This is a genomic window from Winogradskyella forsetii, from assembly GCF_013394595.1.
Classification (GTDB): Bacteria; Bacteroidota; Bacteroidia; order Flavobacteriales; family Flavobacteriaceae; genus Winogradskyella; species Winogradskyella forsetii.
In genome coordinates this window covers 65388-84339 of record NZ_CP053348.1, presented here as the reverse complement: position 1 = coordinate 84339, position 18952 = coordinate 65388, and the positions used below count along the sequence as shown (strand labels likewise).

The 18952-nt window shown below is 35.1% G+C and carries 11 protein-coding genes; 7 read left to right on the top strand and 4 right to left on the bottom strand.

All coding sequences use genetic code 11. The annotated features are described in order from the left end of the window. Positions 1-12: 12 nt before the first annotated feature. The 4 genes from HM987_RS00325 to HM987_RS00310 form a co-directional block, all read right to left on the bottom strand. On the bottom strand, positions 13-2844 hold the full coding sequence (locus tag HM987_RS00325; RefSeq protein ID WP_179004241.1) for a TonB-dependent receptor: 2832 nt from the start codon (positions 2842-2844) through the stop codon (positions 13-15). A gap of 174 nt (positions 2845-3018) precedes the next feature. Continuing rightward, a complete protein-coding gene (glmS, locus tag HM987_RS00320; RefSeq protein ID WP_179004239.1) occupies positions 3019-4866 on the bottom strand; it encodes a glutamine--fructose-6-phosphate transaminase (isomerizing) in 1848 nt (615 codons plus the stop codon). Between the two features lie 11 nt (positions 4867-4877). Then, complete coding sequence (locus HM987_RS00315; protein WP_179004237.1) at positions 4878-6581, bottom strand: DUF4270 domain-containing protein; 1704 nt, start codon at positions 6579-6581, stop codon at positions 4878-4880. An 8-nt stretch (positions 6582-6589) separates the two neighbouring features. Then, positions 6590-7402, bottom strand: coding sequence for a glycogen/starch synthase (locus HM987_RS00310; protein ID WP_179004235.1), 813 nt, complete (start codon positions 7400-7402; stop codon positions 6590-6592). Between the two features lie 109 nt (positions 7403-7511). Here HM987_RS00310 and panC point away from each other — a divergent pair, with 109 nt between their 5' ends. The 7 genes from panC to HM987_RS00275 all read left to right on the top strand — a co-directional run bounded on the left by panC (position 7512) and on the right by HM987_RS00275 (position 18909). After that, positions 7512-8378: a pantoate--beta-alanine ligase gene (gene panC / locus HM987_RS00305; protein ID WP_179004233.1), complete on the top strand. Its 867-nt coding sequence runs from the start codon at positions 7512-7514 to the stop codon at positions 8376-8378. A gap of 13 nt (positions 8379-8391) precedes the next feature. Continuing rightward, positions 8392-8742, top strand: a complete 351-nt coding sequence (gene panD, locus HM987_RS00300) for an aspartate 1-decarboxylase (RefSeq protein ID WP_179004231.1) — start codon at positions 8392-8394, stop codon at positions 8740-8742. A 4-nt stretch (positions 8743-8746) separates the two neighbouring features. Continuing rightward, positions 8747-9706, top strand: a complete 960-nt coding sequence (locus tag HM987_RS00295; protein WP_179004229.1) for a lysylphosphatidylglycerol synthase transmembrane domain-containing protein — start codon at positions 8747-8749, stop codon at positions 9704-9706. Positions 9707-9747: 41 nt separating this feature from the next. Continuing rightward, a complete protein-coding gene (locus tag HM987_RS00290; protein ID WP_179004227.1) occupies positions 9748-10896 on the top strand; it encodes an alpha/beta hydrolase in 1149 nt (382 codons plus the stop codon). 78 nt (positions 10897-10974) lie between these two features. After that, positions 10975-12177: an alpha/beta hydrolase-fold protein gene (locus HM987_RS00285; protein ID WP_179004225.1), complete on the top strand. Its 1203-nt coding sequence runs from the start codon at positions 10975-10977 to the stop codon at positions 12175-12177. A 214-nt stretch (positions 12178-12391) separates the two neighbouring features. Then, positions 12392-13750 carry a DNA repair protein RadA gene (gene radA / locus HM987_RS00280; RefSeq protein ID WP_179004222.1) on the top strand — a complete coding sequence of 453 codons (1359 nt, stop codon included), beginning with the start codon at positions 12392-12394 and terminating at the stop codon, positions 13748-13750. A 446-nt stretch (positions 13751-14196) separates the two neighbouring features. Next, a complete protein-coding gene (locus HM987_RS00275; RefSeq protein WP_179004220.1) occupies positions 14197-18909 on the top strand; it encodes a LamG-like jellyroll fold domain-containing protein in 4713 nt (1570 codons plus the stop codon). The last annotated feature ends 43 nt before the right edge of the window (positions 18910-18952 follow it).

The following is an 18952-nucleotide window of genomic DNA, read 5'->3' as shown; positions in this document are numbered from 1 at the left end:
TTATTTTAAGAATTATAGGTTGTTAATTGTCCATGACACATAATATTGCGCACCAATATAACCGGTTCCTGCTGCTGTAAAATATTCTTTATTGAACACATTTGCTGCACCAACTTTAAAAATAGATTTCAAACTAGTTACCTTATAATTAATTTGTGCATCAAATACATTAAATGATGGAACTACACCATTTGCAAAAGAGGATTCCCATACATAAGTATCAGACCATCTCCAAGATAAGTTGAAGCCAAAGTTTTTAAATAATTCGGTTTTACCAAATGACGCTTTTACTTTATGCTCAGGCGTGTTAAAGTTGGTTTGAAAGTCTGGATTTGCTTCTCTGTCAAAATCGAGTTTAGCATACGTATAATTGGCACTTAAGTCGAAACCACCCAATATCTTTGTAGAAACTCCAATCGAAGCTCCATAGGAATTGACATCTGCATCTGTATTAGTATAAGCACGGTAAGCTTGAAAATCTGAACCTGCAAGAGCAGCAACAGCTTGCGGTATAGTTGTACCAGGCACATTTTGAGACAGTTGTACGTCTCCATAGAAAGGCGCTACAACATCAACTGTAGAAATGAAATCCTGGTATTGGTTAAAATAGGCGGACGCATCTATAATAAATCCTTCAACTTTTCCACGATATCCAACTTCATAAGAACTTACCTGCTCTGGCTGTACTATAGACGGGTTTGCAATTTCTAGATCTGCGGGATTTTGAGATGCCGAAAATGCAGTTACTGAACTAGCAGTAAAAGAATTGTTATAGGCATTTGAACCGCTAAATTGAATACTAGATCCTCCAACCAAAGTTTGTCCGAGCGCACTGTTAACAGGGAATTGTCTGTTTTCTCTTGCTGGATTATCAGGTGCGCTACCTAATAAAATAATTCTACCAGCATTTAAACCGATGTAAAGGGCTTGAGTATCTGGATTTCTAAATCCTGTTTGAAAAGATGCTCTAATATTATGGTTTTTATCTTTTCCTATATTATAACCAACAGAAAGTCTTGGTGATAAAAAGGCATCAAAAAGCTCCGATTTATCGTAACGCATAGAGGCCGTAACTTTTAATCTATCGTCTTCTAAAAATTTCTTTTGAAGCTGAGTGTATAAACCTACTTCTGAATAATCAATACCACCTTGGGCATCTGTATATATTGAACCAAAAGAATTTAATTGATATTGTCTGTATGAACTACCAACTTGTATTTCAGCAAAATCGATTAAATGGCTTAAGTTGTAATTGGCATCACCATGATAAATCTTTGATTCAGATTTAAATTTACTTCCTGTTAATACATCAGCGTCATTAGTCACTTTATTAAAGGCAGCTTGAAATTCTGGAGTCCCTGGAATTAAACGTCCAGTATCTGCTGCCGCTCTTGCCATGGCATGAGCTTCATCACCTGTAGCGCCTGCTACAGTAGCCTGTATGAATGCACCAGCATATTGACCAAACCATGTATTATCGTCTTTCCATTGTCTATTAATATTTACACCTGTAAATACTAAATCGTAAGAATCACCGGCATTATCAGCCGTTACATAACCACGTACAAAGAAATTATCATTTTTTACTTCTAATTTATGTTGTTGTAAAAAGAAATTATTTATTGAATAGCGGTTAGATCCTTGATAGATTGTTGATCCCGATCCAACTTTACCCACATATTGAATTTCAAAATCATTTTCCCATGGACGGAAATACAGACCCCAATCTGCTTTTATACTTTCTGCGTTATAATCTGTAAGATCAGCTTCTGCATAACCTGTTCTACTAACAACCGTATCAAGAGGTAGTAAATCAGCTAAAGCAGAATTAGGTAATTGGCTTAAAAAATCTGGACTCTCTGCAACTGTTCTTAAACTTGAACTTGCTATCTCACCATAAGTGTTTACACCGTCATAACCAGGGTCATTTTCTCTTGTACTTGAGCCATCGATAAAATTACGGTCATTTTTACCTCTTGTATCATTAGCCGCCCAATCCGTTCCTTTTAACCATGCGAAGTTGACTTTAGCGGCAAATTTCTCGCTAAATTTATAAGCCATTCTAATTCCAAAATCCGTATATGGATTATCTCCAGCAGCTTCTTGTGAAGTCATACCTCTTTTTACATAAGCACTTATACCTGCATGGTCAAATGGATTTTTACTACGCATAAACAAGATACCGTTAAATGCATTTGCACCGTATAATGCAGATGATGCTCCAGGAAGTAGCTCTACGCTTAAAATATCTGTTTCAGTCATTCCTAATAAATTCCCAAGTGGAAAATTAAGTGCAGGAGCAGAGTTATCCATCCCATCTACTAATTGCATAAAACGCGTATTAGCAAAAGTGGCAAATCCCCTAGTGTTAATCGATTTAAATGTTAAACTATTGGTATTGATATCTACACCTTTCAAGTTTTCTAAACCATCATAAAAATCAGCAGATGCCGTATTTTTTATTTCCTTTAGGCCAAAACGTTCAACAGTAACGGGAGATTCAAAAATACGTTCTGGTGTACGTGAAGCAGAGATAACAACTTCATCGAGTTCGTTTCCTTCTTCCATTGTGACATCTACTGTTTGATTGTTTGTAGTGATTTCAATAGTCTGATCTTCAAATCCAGTATAACTTATACGAATTGAAAACGGTAGCTCTTCTTCTACCGTTAAAGAGTAGTTACCATCAAAATCAGAAACTGTACCAGTACTGGTACCTACAACAACAATGTTTGCACCAGGCAAGGGAAGCCCAGAATTGTCGATAATTTTACCTTTTACTGTGGTCTGTGCAAAAGATACCACGCAAAAAAGCATTGTGAAAAGCTTTAAGATTGTCTTCATTTTAGAGAATTAGTTAATTTATTTGTTGAGCAATTTAATTAAATATATGAAAACTCAGTAACAAATTCTCATAAAATTATGCATGCATAGTATTTTTTCAAAAAAATAAAGCCTAAAAATTGAGAATCACTCAATTTTTAGGCTTTAAAATATGATTTTGGCAACCGGTTTAACTTATTCTACTGTAACAGATTTAGCCAAATTCCTAGGTTGATCTACATTTTTATCTAACATGACTGCTATGTGATATGATAATAATTGCAATGGTATTGTTGTTAATAAAGGTGTTAAACATTCTAGTGTTTCTGGCACTTCAATAACGTGGTCTGCTAATTCCTTTACACTGGTGTCTCCTTGAGTCACTATACCAATAATTTTACCCTTTCTGGATTTGATTTCTTGAATGTTGCTTACCACTTTTTCGTAATGCCCCTTTTTCGTGGCGATAACAAATACAGGCATTTGCTCATCTATTAATGCAATAGGGCCATGCTTCATTTCAGCAGCAGGATAACCTTCTGCATGGATATAAGAAATTTCCTTAAGTTTTAGAGCGCCTTCTAAAGCCACTGGAAAATTATAACCACGACCTAAGTATAAACAGTTTTTAGAATCCTTATATATTTCAGCAATCGTTTTTACGTAGGCATCTGATTTTAGTGCTTCTTCAACTTTTCCTGGTATGGTTTCAAGTTCAATAAGATGATGTCTAAATTCTGAACTAGACATTGTTCCTTTTGCGCGCGCTAATCGCAAGGCAATCAAAGTTAAAACGGTAATCTGTGTTGTAAACGCCTTAGTTGAAGCTACTCCAATTTCCGGACCTGCATGCGTATAGGCTCCAGCATCTGCTTCTCTGGCAATAGACGAGCCTACAACATTACAAACACCAAAAACGAATGCGCCTCTAGATTTTGCTAATTTTATAGCCGCTAAAGTGTCCGCGGTTTCACCAGATTGGGAAATGGCTATAACTATATCTTTTTCCGTAATTACGGGATTTCTATATCTGAATTCTGAAGCATATTCTACCTCAACAGGAATTCTTGCTAAATCTTCAAAAATATATTCTGCAACTAAACCAGCATGCCATGATGTACCGCATGCTACAATTATAATACGGTCTGCTGCTAAGAATTTTTTCATGTTATCCTCAACACCTGCCATTTTAACAATAGCTTCATTACTCAATAAACGACCTCTAAAAGTATCTAAAATTGCACTTGGTTGCTCGTAAATCTCTTTAAGCATAAAATGATCGTAACCTCCTTTTTCTATTTGTTCTAAATTCAGCTGAAGCTCTTGAACATAAGGATCTACCAATGCATCATTCTTAATTTTTCTAACCTTTACATCTTTTCCTCTTCTAATAATTGCCATTTCTTCATCTTCAAGATAAATAGCATTTTTGGTATATTCAATAAAAGGGGATGCGTCACTGGCAATAAAAAATTCGTCTTCACCAACACCAATAGCCAAAGGACTACCAAGTCTTGCTACGACAATCTCGTTAGGTTTATTTTTATCAAATACAGCGATAGCATAAGCTCCAACAACTTGATTTAAAGCAATTTGAACAGCTTTACCTAGTTTAAGGTTTTCGTTTTTCTTTACGTCTTCAATAAGATTAACCAACACCTCTGTATCAGTATCTGACTTAAAAGTGTAACCACGTTTTATTAACTCTTTTTTTAATGAATCGTAATTTTCAATAATTCCATTATGGATAATTACTAAATCGCCAGAATTGGAGTAATGTGGATGAGAATTAACGTCATTTGGCACACCATGTGTAGCCCAACGTGTATGTCCTATACCTAAGGTTCCATCTGTGGAAATTTCATTTTCGATTTTTTCCTTAAGGTCAGATACTTTTCCTTTAGTTTTAGAAAGTTTAATAGTATTACCATCATACAATGCTATACCTGCACTATCATAACCACGATACTCTAATCTTTGGAGTCCTTTTATAACAATAGGATAAGCCTCTCGATGCCCAATATACCCAACAATTCCACACATAGGTTACTTTTTTAATTATTTGGTTCGGTGTAATATATTTCTAAATACACACGTTTAGTTTCATCTTCGCTGTTGTTGCCATGCAATATTGTACCTCTTGGTGTTAATATTGAACTCACAGGAACATTAAAATCATCAGCACCTTTTACATCCTTCTGAACCGAACCTAAAGTTGATTCCTCTACGTTCACATTCAGAGAAACAGCCAATCCTAGTTCAACATTTGTAGAATCCCGTATTAATAAATTATTAATATGCTCTGTAATCTTTAATTTGTACTTGATACCTTTTTCACTAGTTTCGTCTCTTTCCAATATTCCAAGGTGGCTCAATTTCGAGAACGAAGGTAGAGTAGAGTTGGTTGCGTCTAAAACAAAATCGATTAAAGGTGTTTTATTATCTATGTCATACAGATAAAGGCGATTAGGTTCGTTATCTGACACTTCGTTTAACATATCCAATTGATTTCTATCGACATAAAAAACAAGATTAGCTTCATTTACCAACCGTTTTGACCTCACAAACTTACCCTCATCGGTGACCACAAAATAATTTTTAAATGTCTCAAAAGAATTATCTTCAGGTGCATCATCTAAATCTTCGCCATTAAAAAGCTTTATACCAGCCACAGCCCCTTCTCCTCCTTTAAGATAAATTCTGCTATCACCAGTTGCTGGATCGCCTGATTCTATTGGCAATGTAAAACCATCATTATCAAAGAAATTAATTTTATTGGGTCCAAAACGAAGTACATAAGTTCCTGTCCCTGTGTCACCATTCGTCTCTGTAGTTGAATAATATATGGTGACATTAGCGTTAGTACTGTTTGTATTTAATATAAGGAAGCTTCCATCTCCATCTACTGGTTCCGCTTCAAAGTAAAGTCCTTTAAAATAGTTTACAAAATTGTTTTGGTTACTTAATACCGCATCACCTTCTTTGTCTATAATTTTATTTTGCCAAAAGGTTGGGTCTAATTTAATTCTAATCCCAGGGGCTTGTCTTTCTGTAATAACTGCTGGTGTACTGGCATCATCGTCGTCATCTGCTTCTAGGAGGAATACATTATTGCTAATATTAATACTATTATCGCTACTATTATTTGGATAAGATGTTTGAGGACTATTCACAAAAATAAGTTCCTCCCCTTCTAAAGCACCTGAAAAACCCCCTGAACCAGCGGCCGTTTTATCCGAAAAATACACCTGACTCTCATTAAAATCAGCATTAGGGTCAAAATCCCTGAGGAAATAATTGTTTTCAAAGATTCTCAACTTTATATTATCGTAGGTTTCTCCCTTAGGTAAGATGGAGTCTATCTCATAAATTGTGTTTCCATCATCATCAAAACCAGTAGCCCTGCTAAAATAAGGTAGCCTTAAAACAACAGAATCTATCACTGTCCCATTTCCAAAATCCGGATCATAAGAACTTGCTGAAAGTTGGGTGACAAAACTAGATTTGGTTCTACCATAAGCATCATCATAAATACCTAAAGTACTTAACCCAATTAAACCATTAGTTTGTACAGCAGGTTCTAAAGGCTTTGTATATGCTATAATAGCATACTGTTCTGAAAGAATATCGAAATTCGTGGCAATGTCGTTATTAATTACATCAGATTCCAAAGATGCGAAATCTTTATCACAGGCAATAAATGTGAGAATAACTAAACCAAATGAGATAATCTGTAGGGCAATTTTATTTTTTTTCATAGGTAATATTAACTGTTTAGTACAGTATTGGTATAAAAATCAGTATAAGGGTCCGCAAATTCTTCAATAGAATGATAATCTAATACGGGTTTTGCTAAGTTACTTATGTAAGTATCTAATTCTTTAGGTAATTCTTCAGAACCTCTAATTACGGCATCAGAATTATCAATAGCAATTTTCATTAAATTTATATAGTCTGGCTGTTCTAAAGGTTTTGTTGCTTCAGCATTGATACCATCAAAACTCACTTTAGAGAGCATGTCTTTATCTAACGTTCCTTCAAAGGTTTGATTGTATACAGAAGTCACTATTTTACTTTCAGTAAACAATGGTTCTGTTTTATAAAATTCTTTCAAGTACAATGGCAATAATGAAGCCAACCAGCCATTAACGTGAATGATATCTGGAGCCCAATTCAACTTTTTAACTGTTTCTATAACACCTTTTGCAAAGAAAATGGCACGCTCGTCATTATCAGCAAATAATTTTCCGTTTTCGTCAGTTAAAGTGGCTTTTCTTTTAAAATATTCTTCGTTATCTATAAAATAAACCTGAATACGTTCTTTTGGAATTGAAGCCACCTTTATAATCAAAGGCATATCTAAATCGTTAATGACCAAATTGATACCTGAAAGTCGAATGACTTCGTGAAGTTGATGTCTTCTCTCATTAATATTTCCGAAGCGCGGCATAAATATCCGTATCTGACCTCCTTGTTTGTTTACCATTCTTGGCGCTTCAAATGACATTGAAGAAATTTCCGTTTCAGGTAAATATGGAACTACTTCCGAGGACACATACAATATTCGTTTATCTTTCATAAATCTGCTGCTTTTGAAATTAATAGTAAAAAACATGCAAAATTACAAAAATTTGTGCAGATTGCTAGTATTATATTATGTTTGCATGCGTTAAACTTTTGTTACAGCATTGAAAAACTTCGAGAATAAAGCCCAACTGTCCACTTATATTAGTTCATTAAAAGACAATGGTACTTCCATTGGGTTTGTACCTACTATGGGCGCATTGCACCATGGGCATTTAGCATTGGTCAACCAAGGTCTAGGTGAAAATGATATTGTGGTTGTTAGCATTTTTGTAAACCCGACACAGTTCGATAATAAGGAGGACTTGGTCAAATACCCAAGAACACTAGATGCGGATATGGCATTATTAAAAACGATAAGTCACGATAGAATTATTGTATACGCTCCGACTGATAAGGATATTTACGGTGACAACATTCAATCACAATCCTTTACGTTTGATGGTTTAGAACACGAGATGGAAGGCGCTTTCAGACCTGGCCATTTTGATGGTGTGGGTACTATTATAAAGCGGTTGTTCGAAATTGTCACACCTGATACTGCTTATTTTGGTGAGAAGGATTTTCAGCAATTACAAATTATAAGAAAACTAGTAGAACTACACCATTTGCCTGTAAAAATAGTTGGTTGCCCAATTCATAGAGCAGATGATGGCTTAGCAATGAGCTCTAGAAATGCAAGACTAACTCCCAAACACAGAGAAGCGGCACCTGTTATTTATAAAACTTTACAGACTGCCAAAGAAAAGTTTGGCACAAAAAGTGCTACAAAGGTTACGGAATGGGTTATTGAGCAATTTAAGAACGAACCACTTTTAGAGCTTGAGTATTTTCTAATTGCAGATGTAAAAACCTTAAAACCAGTAAAACGAAAATCTTCCGATAGCTATCGGGAAAAAAAAGCCTATAGAGCATTCATAGCTGTATATGCTGGCGATATAAGACTTATCGATAATATCGCTCTAAATTAATTATCTTTGTGGCATGCAAATACAAGTTGTAAAATCAAAAATTCACCGAGTAAAAGTTACAGGAGCAGCACTAAATTATATTGGTAGTATAACTATTGATGAGGATTTAATGGATGCTGCTAATATTATCCAAGGCGAAAAAGTTCAGATTGTAAATAATAACAATGGCGAGCGTTTAGAAACCTATTGTATTCCTGGCCCTAGAAAAAGCGGAGAAATTACTCTAAATGGTGCAGCGGCAAGAAAAGTTGCCGTTGGTGATACTTTAATCCTTATTACTTATGCTATTATGGATATAGAAGAAGCTAAAGTATTCAAGCCCTCTTTAGTCTTTCCAGACGAAGCCACTAACCTTCTTAAATAAGCAGGTGAACAAACCTAAATCCATCCTAAAAGTTGTGTTACCTTTACTCTTAGGAGTAGGACTGGTATGGTATTCGCTATCAAAAATTTCCATTCCTATATTAGTCCAGTATTTTAAAGATGCGGATTATAGTTGGATAATTCTTGGGGTTATTTTAGGCATTCTCAGTCATGCATCTAGAGCATATCGTTGGTTGTACATGGCAGAACCATTAGGTTTTAAACCTAAGTTTGCCAACAGTTTTATGGCTGTGTACTCCGCTTATCTTATTAATTTCACCATCCCAAGAGCTGGAGAAATTGCGAGGGCTTCTATTTTAACCAATTATGAAGGCATTCCGTTTGATAAAGGGTTTGGTACCATAGTTGCCGAACGTGTTGCAGATACCATAATGCTACTCTCAATTGTTGCGATGGCTTTCTTTTTGGAATTTGAATTCATTTATACTTTTTTTGCTGAAAAATTTAATCCTTCATCCTTATTATTAGGTATTACCGTTTTGTTACTGGGAGCATTGGCGCTATTCATCTTTATTAAAAAAAGCAGTTCTAAGTTCGCCTTAAAAGTGAAAGGATTTGTAACAGGATTAATTGAAGGTGCACTCAGTATTTTTAAAATGAAAAAGAAATGGGCTTTTATTGGTCATACCTTTTTTATTTGGATAATGTATGTGCTCATGTTTTATGTGACCACCTTTGCCCTGCCAGAATTAAAAGATATTTCAATTGCAGCGGTTTTAATTGGATTTATATTGGCCAGCTTTAGCATTGCTGCCACAAATGGAGGCATTGGTTCGTTTCCCGAAGCTATTGTGATTGCTTTTTCGTTATTTGGTATGGCTGATGACCCAAGTAGAGCTTTTGGTTGGATCATGTGGTCCACCCAAACTTTAGTGATCATAGTACTAGGTGGTTTATCTTTATTATACTTACCTATTTATAACAGAAAGAAAACAACAGTTTAGAAAAATTTTTTAACTTGCTATACTATTTTAGCACAACTAATATGAAGAATTTTTACCTACTATTATTAAGTCTTTTTTTCGCCATAAACATTCAGGCGCAAGCAATCTATAAAACCATTGATTCTGAAAAGCTAGGAGAAAAGCGCGAATTGAAAATTCAATTACCAAGAAATTATAATCCTGAAGAAAAACGAACCTATCCCTTAATCGTTGTTTTAGATGGCGATTATTTATTTGAACCTATTGCAGGAAACATCGATTACCAATCCTATTGGGAAGATATACCAGATTGCATTGTAGTAGGTATCAACCAAGGCGATACGAGAACTGATGACTTTTATTACCATGAAGACACCTATTTTCCTATAGGAACAGGTGCATCATTCTATGAATTCTTAGCTGCCGAATTATTACCATATATAGAAGACAACTATAAAGCCTCGAATTTCAGAATCATTTTTGGGCACGATTTAAGTGCTAATTATATTAATTATTACCTCTTTAAAGATGAGCCACTTTTTAGGGCTTATGTCGCGTTCAGTCCAGAGTTTGCGCCAGAAATGATCAATAGATTACAGCAACGTTTGTCAATTTTGAAACAGGAAACGTTTTACTACATGGCGACTGCAGATGCCGATATAAAAGATTTAAGAGCATCAACTATACAAGCAGATTCTATTATTTCGACCATAGAAAACGAAAAATTGTTTTACAAGTATGATGATTTTGAAGACACCAATCATTATGGATTGGTCGGAAGAGGAATTCCAAAAGCTTTAAATGAGATCTTTAGTCTATTTAAGCCTATCAACGCTAAAGAATATAAGGAAAAAGTATTGACCTATGAAGGTTCTCCGTACGAATATCTCACAAAAAAGTATGAAGACATCGAGTATTTCTATGGTTTTGAAAAAGAATTGATTGAAAACGATATAAGAGCTATTGCAGCAGCCAGTGACAAAAAAGATGATCTGGATTCTTTAGAGGATCTCGCAAAATTAGTTAAGAAGAAATTTCCAGACTCTATGTTAAGTGCTTATTATTTAGGGATGTATTATGAAAAAATAGGCAATCTTAAAAAAGCCTTAGTACAATATAAAGGCGGCTTACTTTTACAGCCCTCGCAATTTGTAGATAAGGAAATTATACTCGAAAAAATGTATGATACGCAAGAAGCAATTAACGACTAAATGCATTTCAACGAAAAAAATTGACAATTTGCCGATAAAGTAGTATGTTTGGAATCCCAAAACTAAACCTACTTTGTTATGAGAAAAACTATTTTAGTAGTTCTTGCTTGTTCTATTTATGCATTTTCGTTTGCACAAGTGTCCTATAAAGAGATCTCTTCGGCACGCCTTAGTTCAGAACGTCAGTTAAAAATTAAGCTACCCAAAGACTACGACCCAAAAGGAGATAAAAAGTATCCTGTAATCATTGTATTTGACGGCGATTATTTATTTGAACCTGTAGCAGGTCAGGTAGATTTTCAAACCTATTTTGATGATATGCCTAGCTCTATTGTGGTTGGCATTATGCAAGGTGAGAATCGATTTTACGATAGTTACTACGATCCCACTACAGGATTACCGACAGAATCCGGACTTCGATTTCACGATTTTGTTTCAGATGAATTATTACCTTATATAGACAAGGAATATAACACCAGTAAATTTAGAGTAGCTGTTGGCCATGATATCATGGGTAATTTTATTAATTCTTATGTGTTTAAGGAAGACCTGGCATTTCAAGCCTATGTATGCATCAGTCCAGATTTTGTTGGTTCGCTAAAGAACTTTGTTTCAAAACGTTTAGCACTCTATAACGACGATATTTTTTATTATTTGGCAACATCGGACAAGGATATTCCAGAAATACGGGAAAATATCCTTTCCACCAACGCTTTAATTTCTGAAGTTACAAATCAGAATGTCACGTATTATTTTGACGATTTCAAAAATGAAACACATTACACATTAGTTACTGGTGCGATTTCCAGATCCTTTGATAAGATTTTCAATATCTATAATCCGTTAAGAGAGAAAGAACTTGAAGAAAAGGTATTGCCTTACGAAGGTACTTTAGATCAATTTTTAACAGATCGATATAACAGAATCGAGAAATTATTTGGTATTACACAAGAAATAAGTGAAGAGGAATTAGAGAAAGTTGCGAAAGTTGCAGAACAGCGTGAAGATTTTAAATCTTTATATAAATTAGGGAAACTTGCTAATAAAATTCATCCAGAAACGCTACTTGGCACATTCTATTTAGCCCAATCAGCAGAACAACTAGGGAAAACAAAAAAAGCAAAGAAACTATACGAAGAAGCATTAGCATTAAATGATGCACTTAATATTGATAGAGACTATATCGCTTCAAAAATTGAAGAGCTGACTTTAGCTTTAGTCGATGTAGATGATGAGGAAATAGAAGAATTAGAAGAGGAGGAGGATAATGAAGAGGAATAAAAGACATATACTATCTACGGATTATTTTTTTGAAGCCTTATTCATAAAAACAAAACAACAGTTGTTTTCTAATTGGCCTTCAAAATTGGCGACACTAAAAATTTTAGCGATTGTGAGTTGGTTTAAGGACATCAACTAAAATTGTTTTAATTTAGCTGTTCAAAATCTAAAAAATAGATTCCCTCCCGATAGCTATCGGGATCGAATAGTGAACATGGCTAAAGTAAAAACAACCTTTTTTTGTCAGAATTGTGGCAGTCAATATGCCAAATGGCAAGGACAATGTACCTCATGTAAGGCATGGAATACCATTGCAGAAGAAGTCATCCAAAAACCTGAAAAAAGCGATTGGAAATTACCAACCTCAACGACTAAAAGGGTTTCAAAACCTTTATTGATAAACGAAATTGATACGTCTCAAGAAGCACGTCTAAATATGCAAGATGCAGAATTTAATCGTGTACTTGGAGGTGGAATGGTCAATGGATCCTTAACCCTTTTAGGAGGAGAACCTGGCATTGGAAAAAGTACGTTATTACTTCAAATAGCATTAAAATTAGAATACAAAACACTTTATGTTTCAGGCGAGGAAAGCCAAAAACAAATAAAAATGCGTGCGGAACGCATTAATCCTTCTAGCAGCAACTGTTATATTCTTACAGAAACCAAAACCCAGAATATTTTTAAGCAAATAGAAGCCTTAGAGCCAGATATTGTGGTGATCGATTCTATTCAGACCTTACATAGTGATTATATTGAATCTTCAGCTGGCAGCATTTCCCAAATAAAAGAATGCACTACGGAACTCATTAAATTCGCCAAAGAAACAGCGACACCAGTTTTGTTAATTGGACATATTACTAAAGATGGTCATATAGCAGGCCCAAAAATATTAGAACATATGGTAGATACGGTTCTTCAGTTTGAAGGCGATCGAAATCATGTATTCAGAATCCTCCGAGCCAACAAAAACAGATTCGGGTCAACTAATGAATTAGGCATTTATGAAATGCAAGGTTCAGGATTACGCGAAGTTTCCAATCCATCCGAAATATTAATTTCAGAAAAAGATGGAGAACTATCTGGAAATGCCATTGCCGCAACATTAGAAGGCTTGCGACCATTAATGATTGAAGTACAAGCTCTCGTCAGCACCGCAGTTTATGGAACACCTCAACGCTCAGCCACAGGTTTTAATGCCAAACGTTTGAACATGTTGTTAGCCGTTTTGGAAAAACGAGCCGGTTTCCGTTTGGGAGCAAAAGATGTCTTTTTAAACATCACAGGAGGCATCACAGTTGATGATCCTGCCATAGATTTGGCGGTCGTTGCTTCTATCCTCTCCTCTAATGAAGATGTGGCGTTGCCAAGTGATTATTGTTTTGCGGCCGAGGTTGGTTTATCTGGTGAAATACGGCCTGTACAACGTGTAGAGCAACGTATTCTGGAAGCTGAAAAATTGGGGTTTTCATCCATTTTTGTGTCTAAATACAATAAAATTGCTTTGAAGAATACCGTGATTAAGGTTCAACTGATTTCTAAGATTGAGGATTTAGTTGGGTTTTTGGTTTGATTTCATCCCACAAGAATTTTTTTTTAAATAATTCACTTTCTATTCCTTAGAGCCTGCCGACCATCCTTAAAGCAGGTAAAGATTAAATGTGCCATTATTTCAGATATTTTATCTTAGGTAGTTTTTAAACTCAGGCTAGGGCATTCAAAATTAGTTTCGTCAAAATACCCTAGGCTTTTAAATACACTTAAACAAACAGTCTATATCAGTTAAAACTAACATTTATCAAGGTTTTCCTTAATATTTTAAAGTTATATTTCATTTCAATCTAAATATTTTAGCTAATTGTTTGGAAAAGTGAAATAGATGACTTAATATTGTCGTTCATCGAATATAAATAACATTTAATCCGATTTTTTTTAATATATAAAACCAATCCAATCGTTTTTACGTTTATAAGATTCCCCCTCAGATCGCTTAATTAGTTTTAATAAAATACCCTACTTATGAAAACAAATTACACTAGGTTATACCGTGGAATTTTAGTTTTACTTCTTTTTATTTCCTTTTACCCATCAGAGTTATATGCACAATACTGTACGCCGAATAATATTGGCGTATATAATAATTGGACGTACCATATTTCTAATGTAAACATTGGAACCATTAATAACAGTAGTTCTGGCGCTATTGGAGCATTTGCGGACTACACTGCAGTCACTCCAACTGATATAAATGCAGGTGAGACAATAACAGGTGCAATTACTGTTACTATAAATGGATGGAATACAAATATAGGTACCGTTGCGGTATGGTTTAATTTTAATGAAATTGATGATGATTTCGAAGACCCTGGCGAACGGTTTCTGTTTACATTTCAAGATAATAATAACGTTGGTGGACTAAAAAATGTAACTGTACCCATTAGCATTCCAATACCCATCAATGCCCAAGCTGGTAATGCAAGAATGCGTGTAGGATTAAGATCTGGCAATACTACCAACTTCACATCGTGTAATTATAACTATCAAACCGGAGAGGTTGAGGATTACATGGTTAATTTTATATCAGATAATGATCCCGGAGATACAGCCCCAAATTTTTGCGAAACCATAAATATAGGTGGCTACAATACACTGTTTATTTCTAATGTTAATTTTGCAGGAATAGATAACACTAGTACTGGTGGAACAGGTGATTTTACCAATTATTCCGACTTTTCTTCAGAAAACATTCCCATTGGCCAACCACTTACAGGAACCATTAGCGTCACCTTAAATGGCTGGAATACCAACACAAATACCATTGCAATATGGATTAACTTAAATGAAAGTATGGATGATGATTTTAACGATCCTGGCGAACGTTATTTATTCACATTTCAAGACAGCAATAGCGTGGCTGGGAATAAAGTTGTTGAAGTGCCTATTAATATCACGTTACCAGCCAATGCAGATGAAGCTCTGTCAAAAGTGCGTATTGGTCTTAGAGGCGGCTCCAATACTAACTTTACTGCTTGCGATTTTGGATATACCAACGGTGAGGTAGAAGATTATGTTATCAATATTGGAGGCGAATTAAATCTGTTAGATACGGACGGTGACAACATTGCGGATCATGTAGATTTAGATGATGATAACGATGGAATCTTAGATTTGGATGAGTGCGCAAAAGTGGATATAACTAATTTTTCCATCAGGAATGGTAATAGTCAAACTTTTACGCTTTCTGAATCTACTAACGGTTACTACTTTGAAGTTACATCCATAGATAATAGTTTTAACTTAATAATCAATGGCACTGCATTAGTACCAGATGAACTTCAATTTTCGCCAACGTCATACGCTTCCGGTGAATCCTTAATTCGTTTTGCCTCTGATAATACGACGTATGGACAATCAGGTAATTCCAACATTTGGCCGCAAAATTATAACAATGCTAATCCACTCTTTGTATCACTTACCATTTTTATAGACCCTTCAGGAGAAGTAACTATGCAAGGAAAGCGCACTGTATCGGCACCTTTGGAAGATTTAATTATTGATGCTGCCCATCCGCAATTTAACACCATAACGTATAATGCGTTGGCAACCAATACTATTGAGGTTACTCAAAAAGTTTACGGTGCAACATTTTTTTTTGCTAACGGTTATGGCATTAATTGTAGCAATGATACCGATAATGATTCAATTCCAGATTTAAGGGATATTGATTCAGATAATGATGGTATTCCAGATAATATAGAAGCCCAATCAACAACTTCATATATTGCTCCAAGTGGCAACGGACCGGGAATTACAGACATTAATAACGATGGTGTAGACGATAATTATGGCTCTGGTTTAATTCACCTACAGGATACAGATGGAGACACTATACCAGATTACATTGATTTGGATAGTGACAATGACGGCAAACCAGATATACAAGAAAATGGTATGGCTAATGCCGTTTCTGGTAGTGACGCAGATGCAGATGGATTGGATGATAGTTTTGAAACCACAAACATAAATGATTCTGTATTAGACGTCAACGAAGCAATTGAGGATCCAACAGACTTATCGATTTTACCAGATGTAGATGGCGATCTAATTTTAGGTGGTAAGTTAGACTATAGAGATCCTATTGATGGTTACCTCGAATCTTCATCTTTAAATTTTGATGGTACCGACGATTATATAGATAGTGATTTTAATTTTTCAGGTTTAGAACACGTAACCGTTATGGCTTGGGTTAAAATAGATCCAGCGTTTTCTGGAAACGGGACGATATTAGATCAAAACAATTTAAAAATTATTGCATTATCCGATCATCGTTTACGTGTATCTTTAAATGGCTATAACCTTACGCTTCCCTTTTCATCAGCCTTAACTATAAATGAATGGACACATATCACAGTTATATTCGACAGATCTCTGGATTCCGATAAACTAAAAGTATATTTAAATGGAACACTAACGAAATCCAGTAATTCGACTTCTGGCCAGTTAGCTAATACTATAAATAATTCGTCGTATAAACTGACGATTGGCAAAAACTCTTGGAACGATAGTAACTTTTTTGAGGGCAGTATTGATGAAATCAGGATTTTTAATATTGCACTATCTGAAGATCAGATGCAAAAAATTATTCATCAAGAAATAGAAGAGAATTCCGGTATTGTTTCTGGGATGGTTATACCTAAAACCATAGGCGATAACTCAACCCATGCAGCCATTCCGTGGTCTAGCCTAAGGGTTTATTATCCAATGACCAATATTCTGACGGCAAAGACAGATGACTATTCAGAAAACGGAAATACAGCTACATTGCATAACATTTATGCCGTTCAATCCCAAACAGCACCAATACCTTACCAAACCAATGGAGATGGTAATTTAAGTGATGCTTCAAATTGGTTAAATGGAGAGGTATGGAATATAACTGAGTTATCAGATTCAGGTTGTGCTATTATTAAAATCAGTAACGATGTTGTGATCGATTCTGAATTAAAAACACTCGGTTTAATAGTAGAATCTGAGAAAAGTCTAACAGTCAATGGTTCTTATGAACTTAACAATAGTTGGTATTTAGGTCTAGACGGCACCATTGATCTTAAGGAAGACGCCCAGCTAATCCAAGGTATGCAAAGTGATTTGGTAACCTCCGCAAATGGCAAAATTCTAAGAAGACAAGAAGGAAGTTCCAGTTTTTATTGGTATAACTATTGGGCATCACCAGTTGGTACTCTCAGTAGCACATCACTAACGGACAATAATGGGACCGATAACAATGCTAATAACACGGACTATAAATTAAATACGCTCAAAAAAGCAAACGGTACTAATTTTGAGTTTACAAATGCCTACAATGAAACTGGAAAAATAAGTACGCGATGGCTATATACCTACAAAAATGGAGTTACATATAACGACTACGAATCCATCAACCCAACCTCTAATTTACAACCTGGTGTAGGTTATACCCAAAAAGGAACAGGAATCGCAGACGCAGCCCAACAATACCTTTTTGAAGGCAAACCAAATAATGGTACTATTCTTATTGATGTCACTGATAGTGGTGGCAATGGTTCTGTTCCCGCAGTGTCTAAAACCGATTTTTTATTAGGAAACCCCTATCCGTCCGCCATCGATATTCATGAATTTATTGATGATAATGCAGGTGTCATTGATGGATCTTTATTTCTGTGGCAACAATGGAGTGGCTCTTCCCACAACTTAAACGATTATAACGGAGGATATGCCCAAGTGAATAAAACAGGATCTACCAGAGCGTATCAATTTGTTGGTATAACTGGAGAAAATACTGGTGAGCAAAACGGTACTAAAATTCAAACGAGATATCTACCCGTTGGGCAAGGTTTTATGGTTGAAATTGTAGCAGATGGTCAAGTAACCTTTAAAAACAGCCAAAGGATTTTTATTAAGGAAGAGGATGCAAACGGTTCTTATAATAACGGAAGTGTGTTTTTTAGAAGCACAAATTCGGGCGAAGAAAATATGGACGAAAACTCCGCTGAGGACGAAGATCCAATGCAAAAAATTCGATTAGAATTTAATTCTGTCGATGGTCCTTCAACTCGGAGGGAATTACTCTTAGGCTTTAGCGAGAACACGTCAGACGCCTACGATTATGGCTATGAAGCTAAAAATGTTGATGACAATAATGATGATTTGAATCTCATTTTAAACGATGATGTATTGACCATTCAGGCTTACGCTCCTATCACAGACGATAAAATAGTACCTCTAAATTTAAAAAGCTCCGGTGAATACAACTTCACTATTGCAATCACAGAGACTGAAAATATAGCCGAAGATCAAAAGATATTTATAAAAGATAATTTTACTGGTGAATATTTTAATTTAAGAAATGACATACCCTATCAAATTTCATCTGGTATCGGAGAATTTAATGATAGACTGGAAATTGTATTTGTAGACCAATCCGAAACACTCTCACAAACGGATGAAACAATCTCTTCCCTAAAGCTATATCATGCCTCTAACAGAAATAGAATAGTCATTCTAAACCCTAAAAATGTCGATATAAAAAGTTTAGAGATTTACAATATTTTAGGGCAATCCGTTTTTAATTTAAATGAATATTTAAATGGTTCTTACAATGAATATCAATTACCTGATGTAAGCAGCGGAACGTATGTGGTAAAATTAACGACATCAAATTCCACTCTAAGCAAGAAAATTATATTAAAATAAACCCAAATGATCTCGGTATACTTTATCGAGATCATTTTTCTTT

Coding starts and splice junctions, on each gene's coding strand:
- HM987_RS00325 (WP_179004241.1), bottom strand. CDS start 2,844: ATGAAGACAATCTTAAAGCTTTTCACAATGCTTTTTTGCGTGGTATCT.
- glmS (WP_179004239.1), bottom strand. CDS start 4,866: ATGTGTGGAATTGTTGGGTATATTGGGCATCGAGAGGCTTATCCTATT.
- HM987_RS00315 (WP_179004237.1), bottom strand. CDS start 6,581: ATGAAAAAAAATAAAATTGCCCTACAGATTATCTCATTTGGTTTAGTT.
- HM987_RS00310 (WP_179004235.1), bottom strand. CDS start 7,402: ATGAAAGATAAACGAATATTGTATGTGTCCTCGGAAGTAGTTCCATAT.
- panD (WP_179004231.1), top strand. CDS start 8,392: ATGCAAATACAAGTTGTAAAATCAAAAATTCACCGAGTAAAAGTTACA.
- HM987_RS00290 (WP_179004227.1), top strand. CDS start 9,748: ATGAAGAATTTTTACCTACTATTATTAAGTCTTTTTTTCGCCATAAAC.
- HM987_RS00285 (WP_179004225.1), top strand. CDS start 10,975: ATGAGAAAAACTATTTTAGTAGTTCTTGCTTGTTCTATTTATGCATTT.
- radA (WP_179004222.1), top strand. CDS start 12,392: ATGGCTAAAGTAAAAACAACCTTTTTTTGTCAGAATTGTGGCAGTCAA.
- HM987_RS00275 (WP_179004220.1), top strand. CDS start 14,197: ATGAAAACAAATTACACTAGGTTATACCGTGGAATTTTAGTTTTACTT.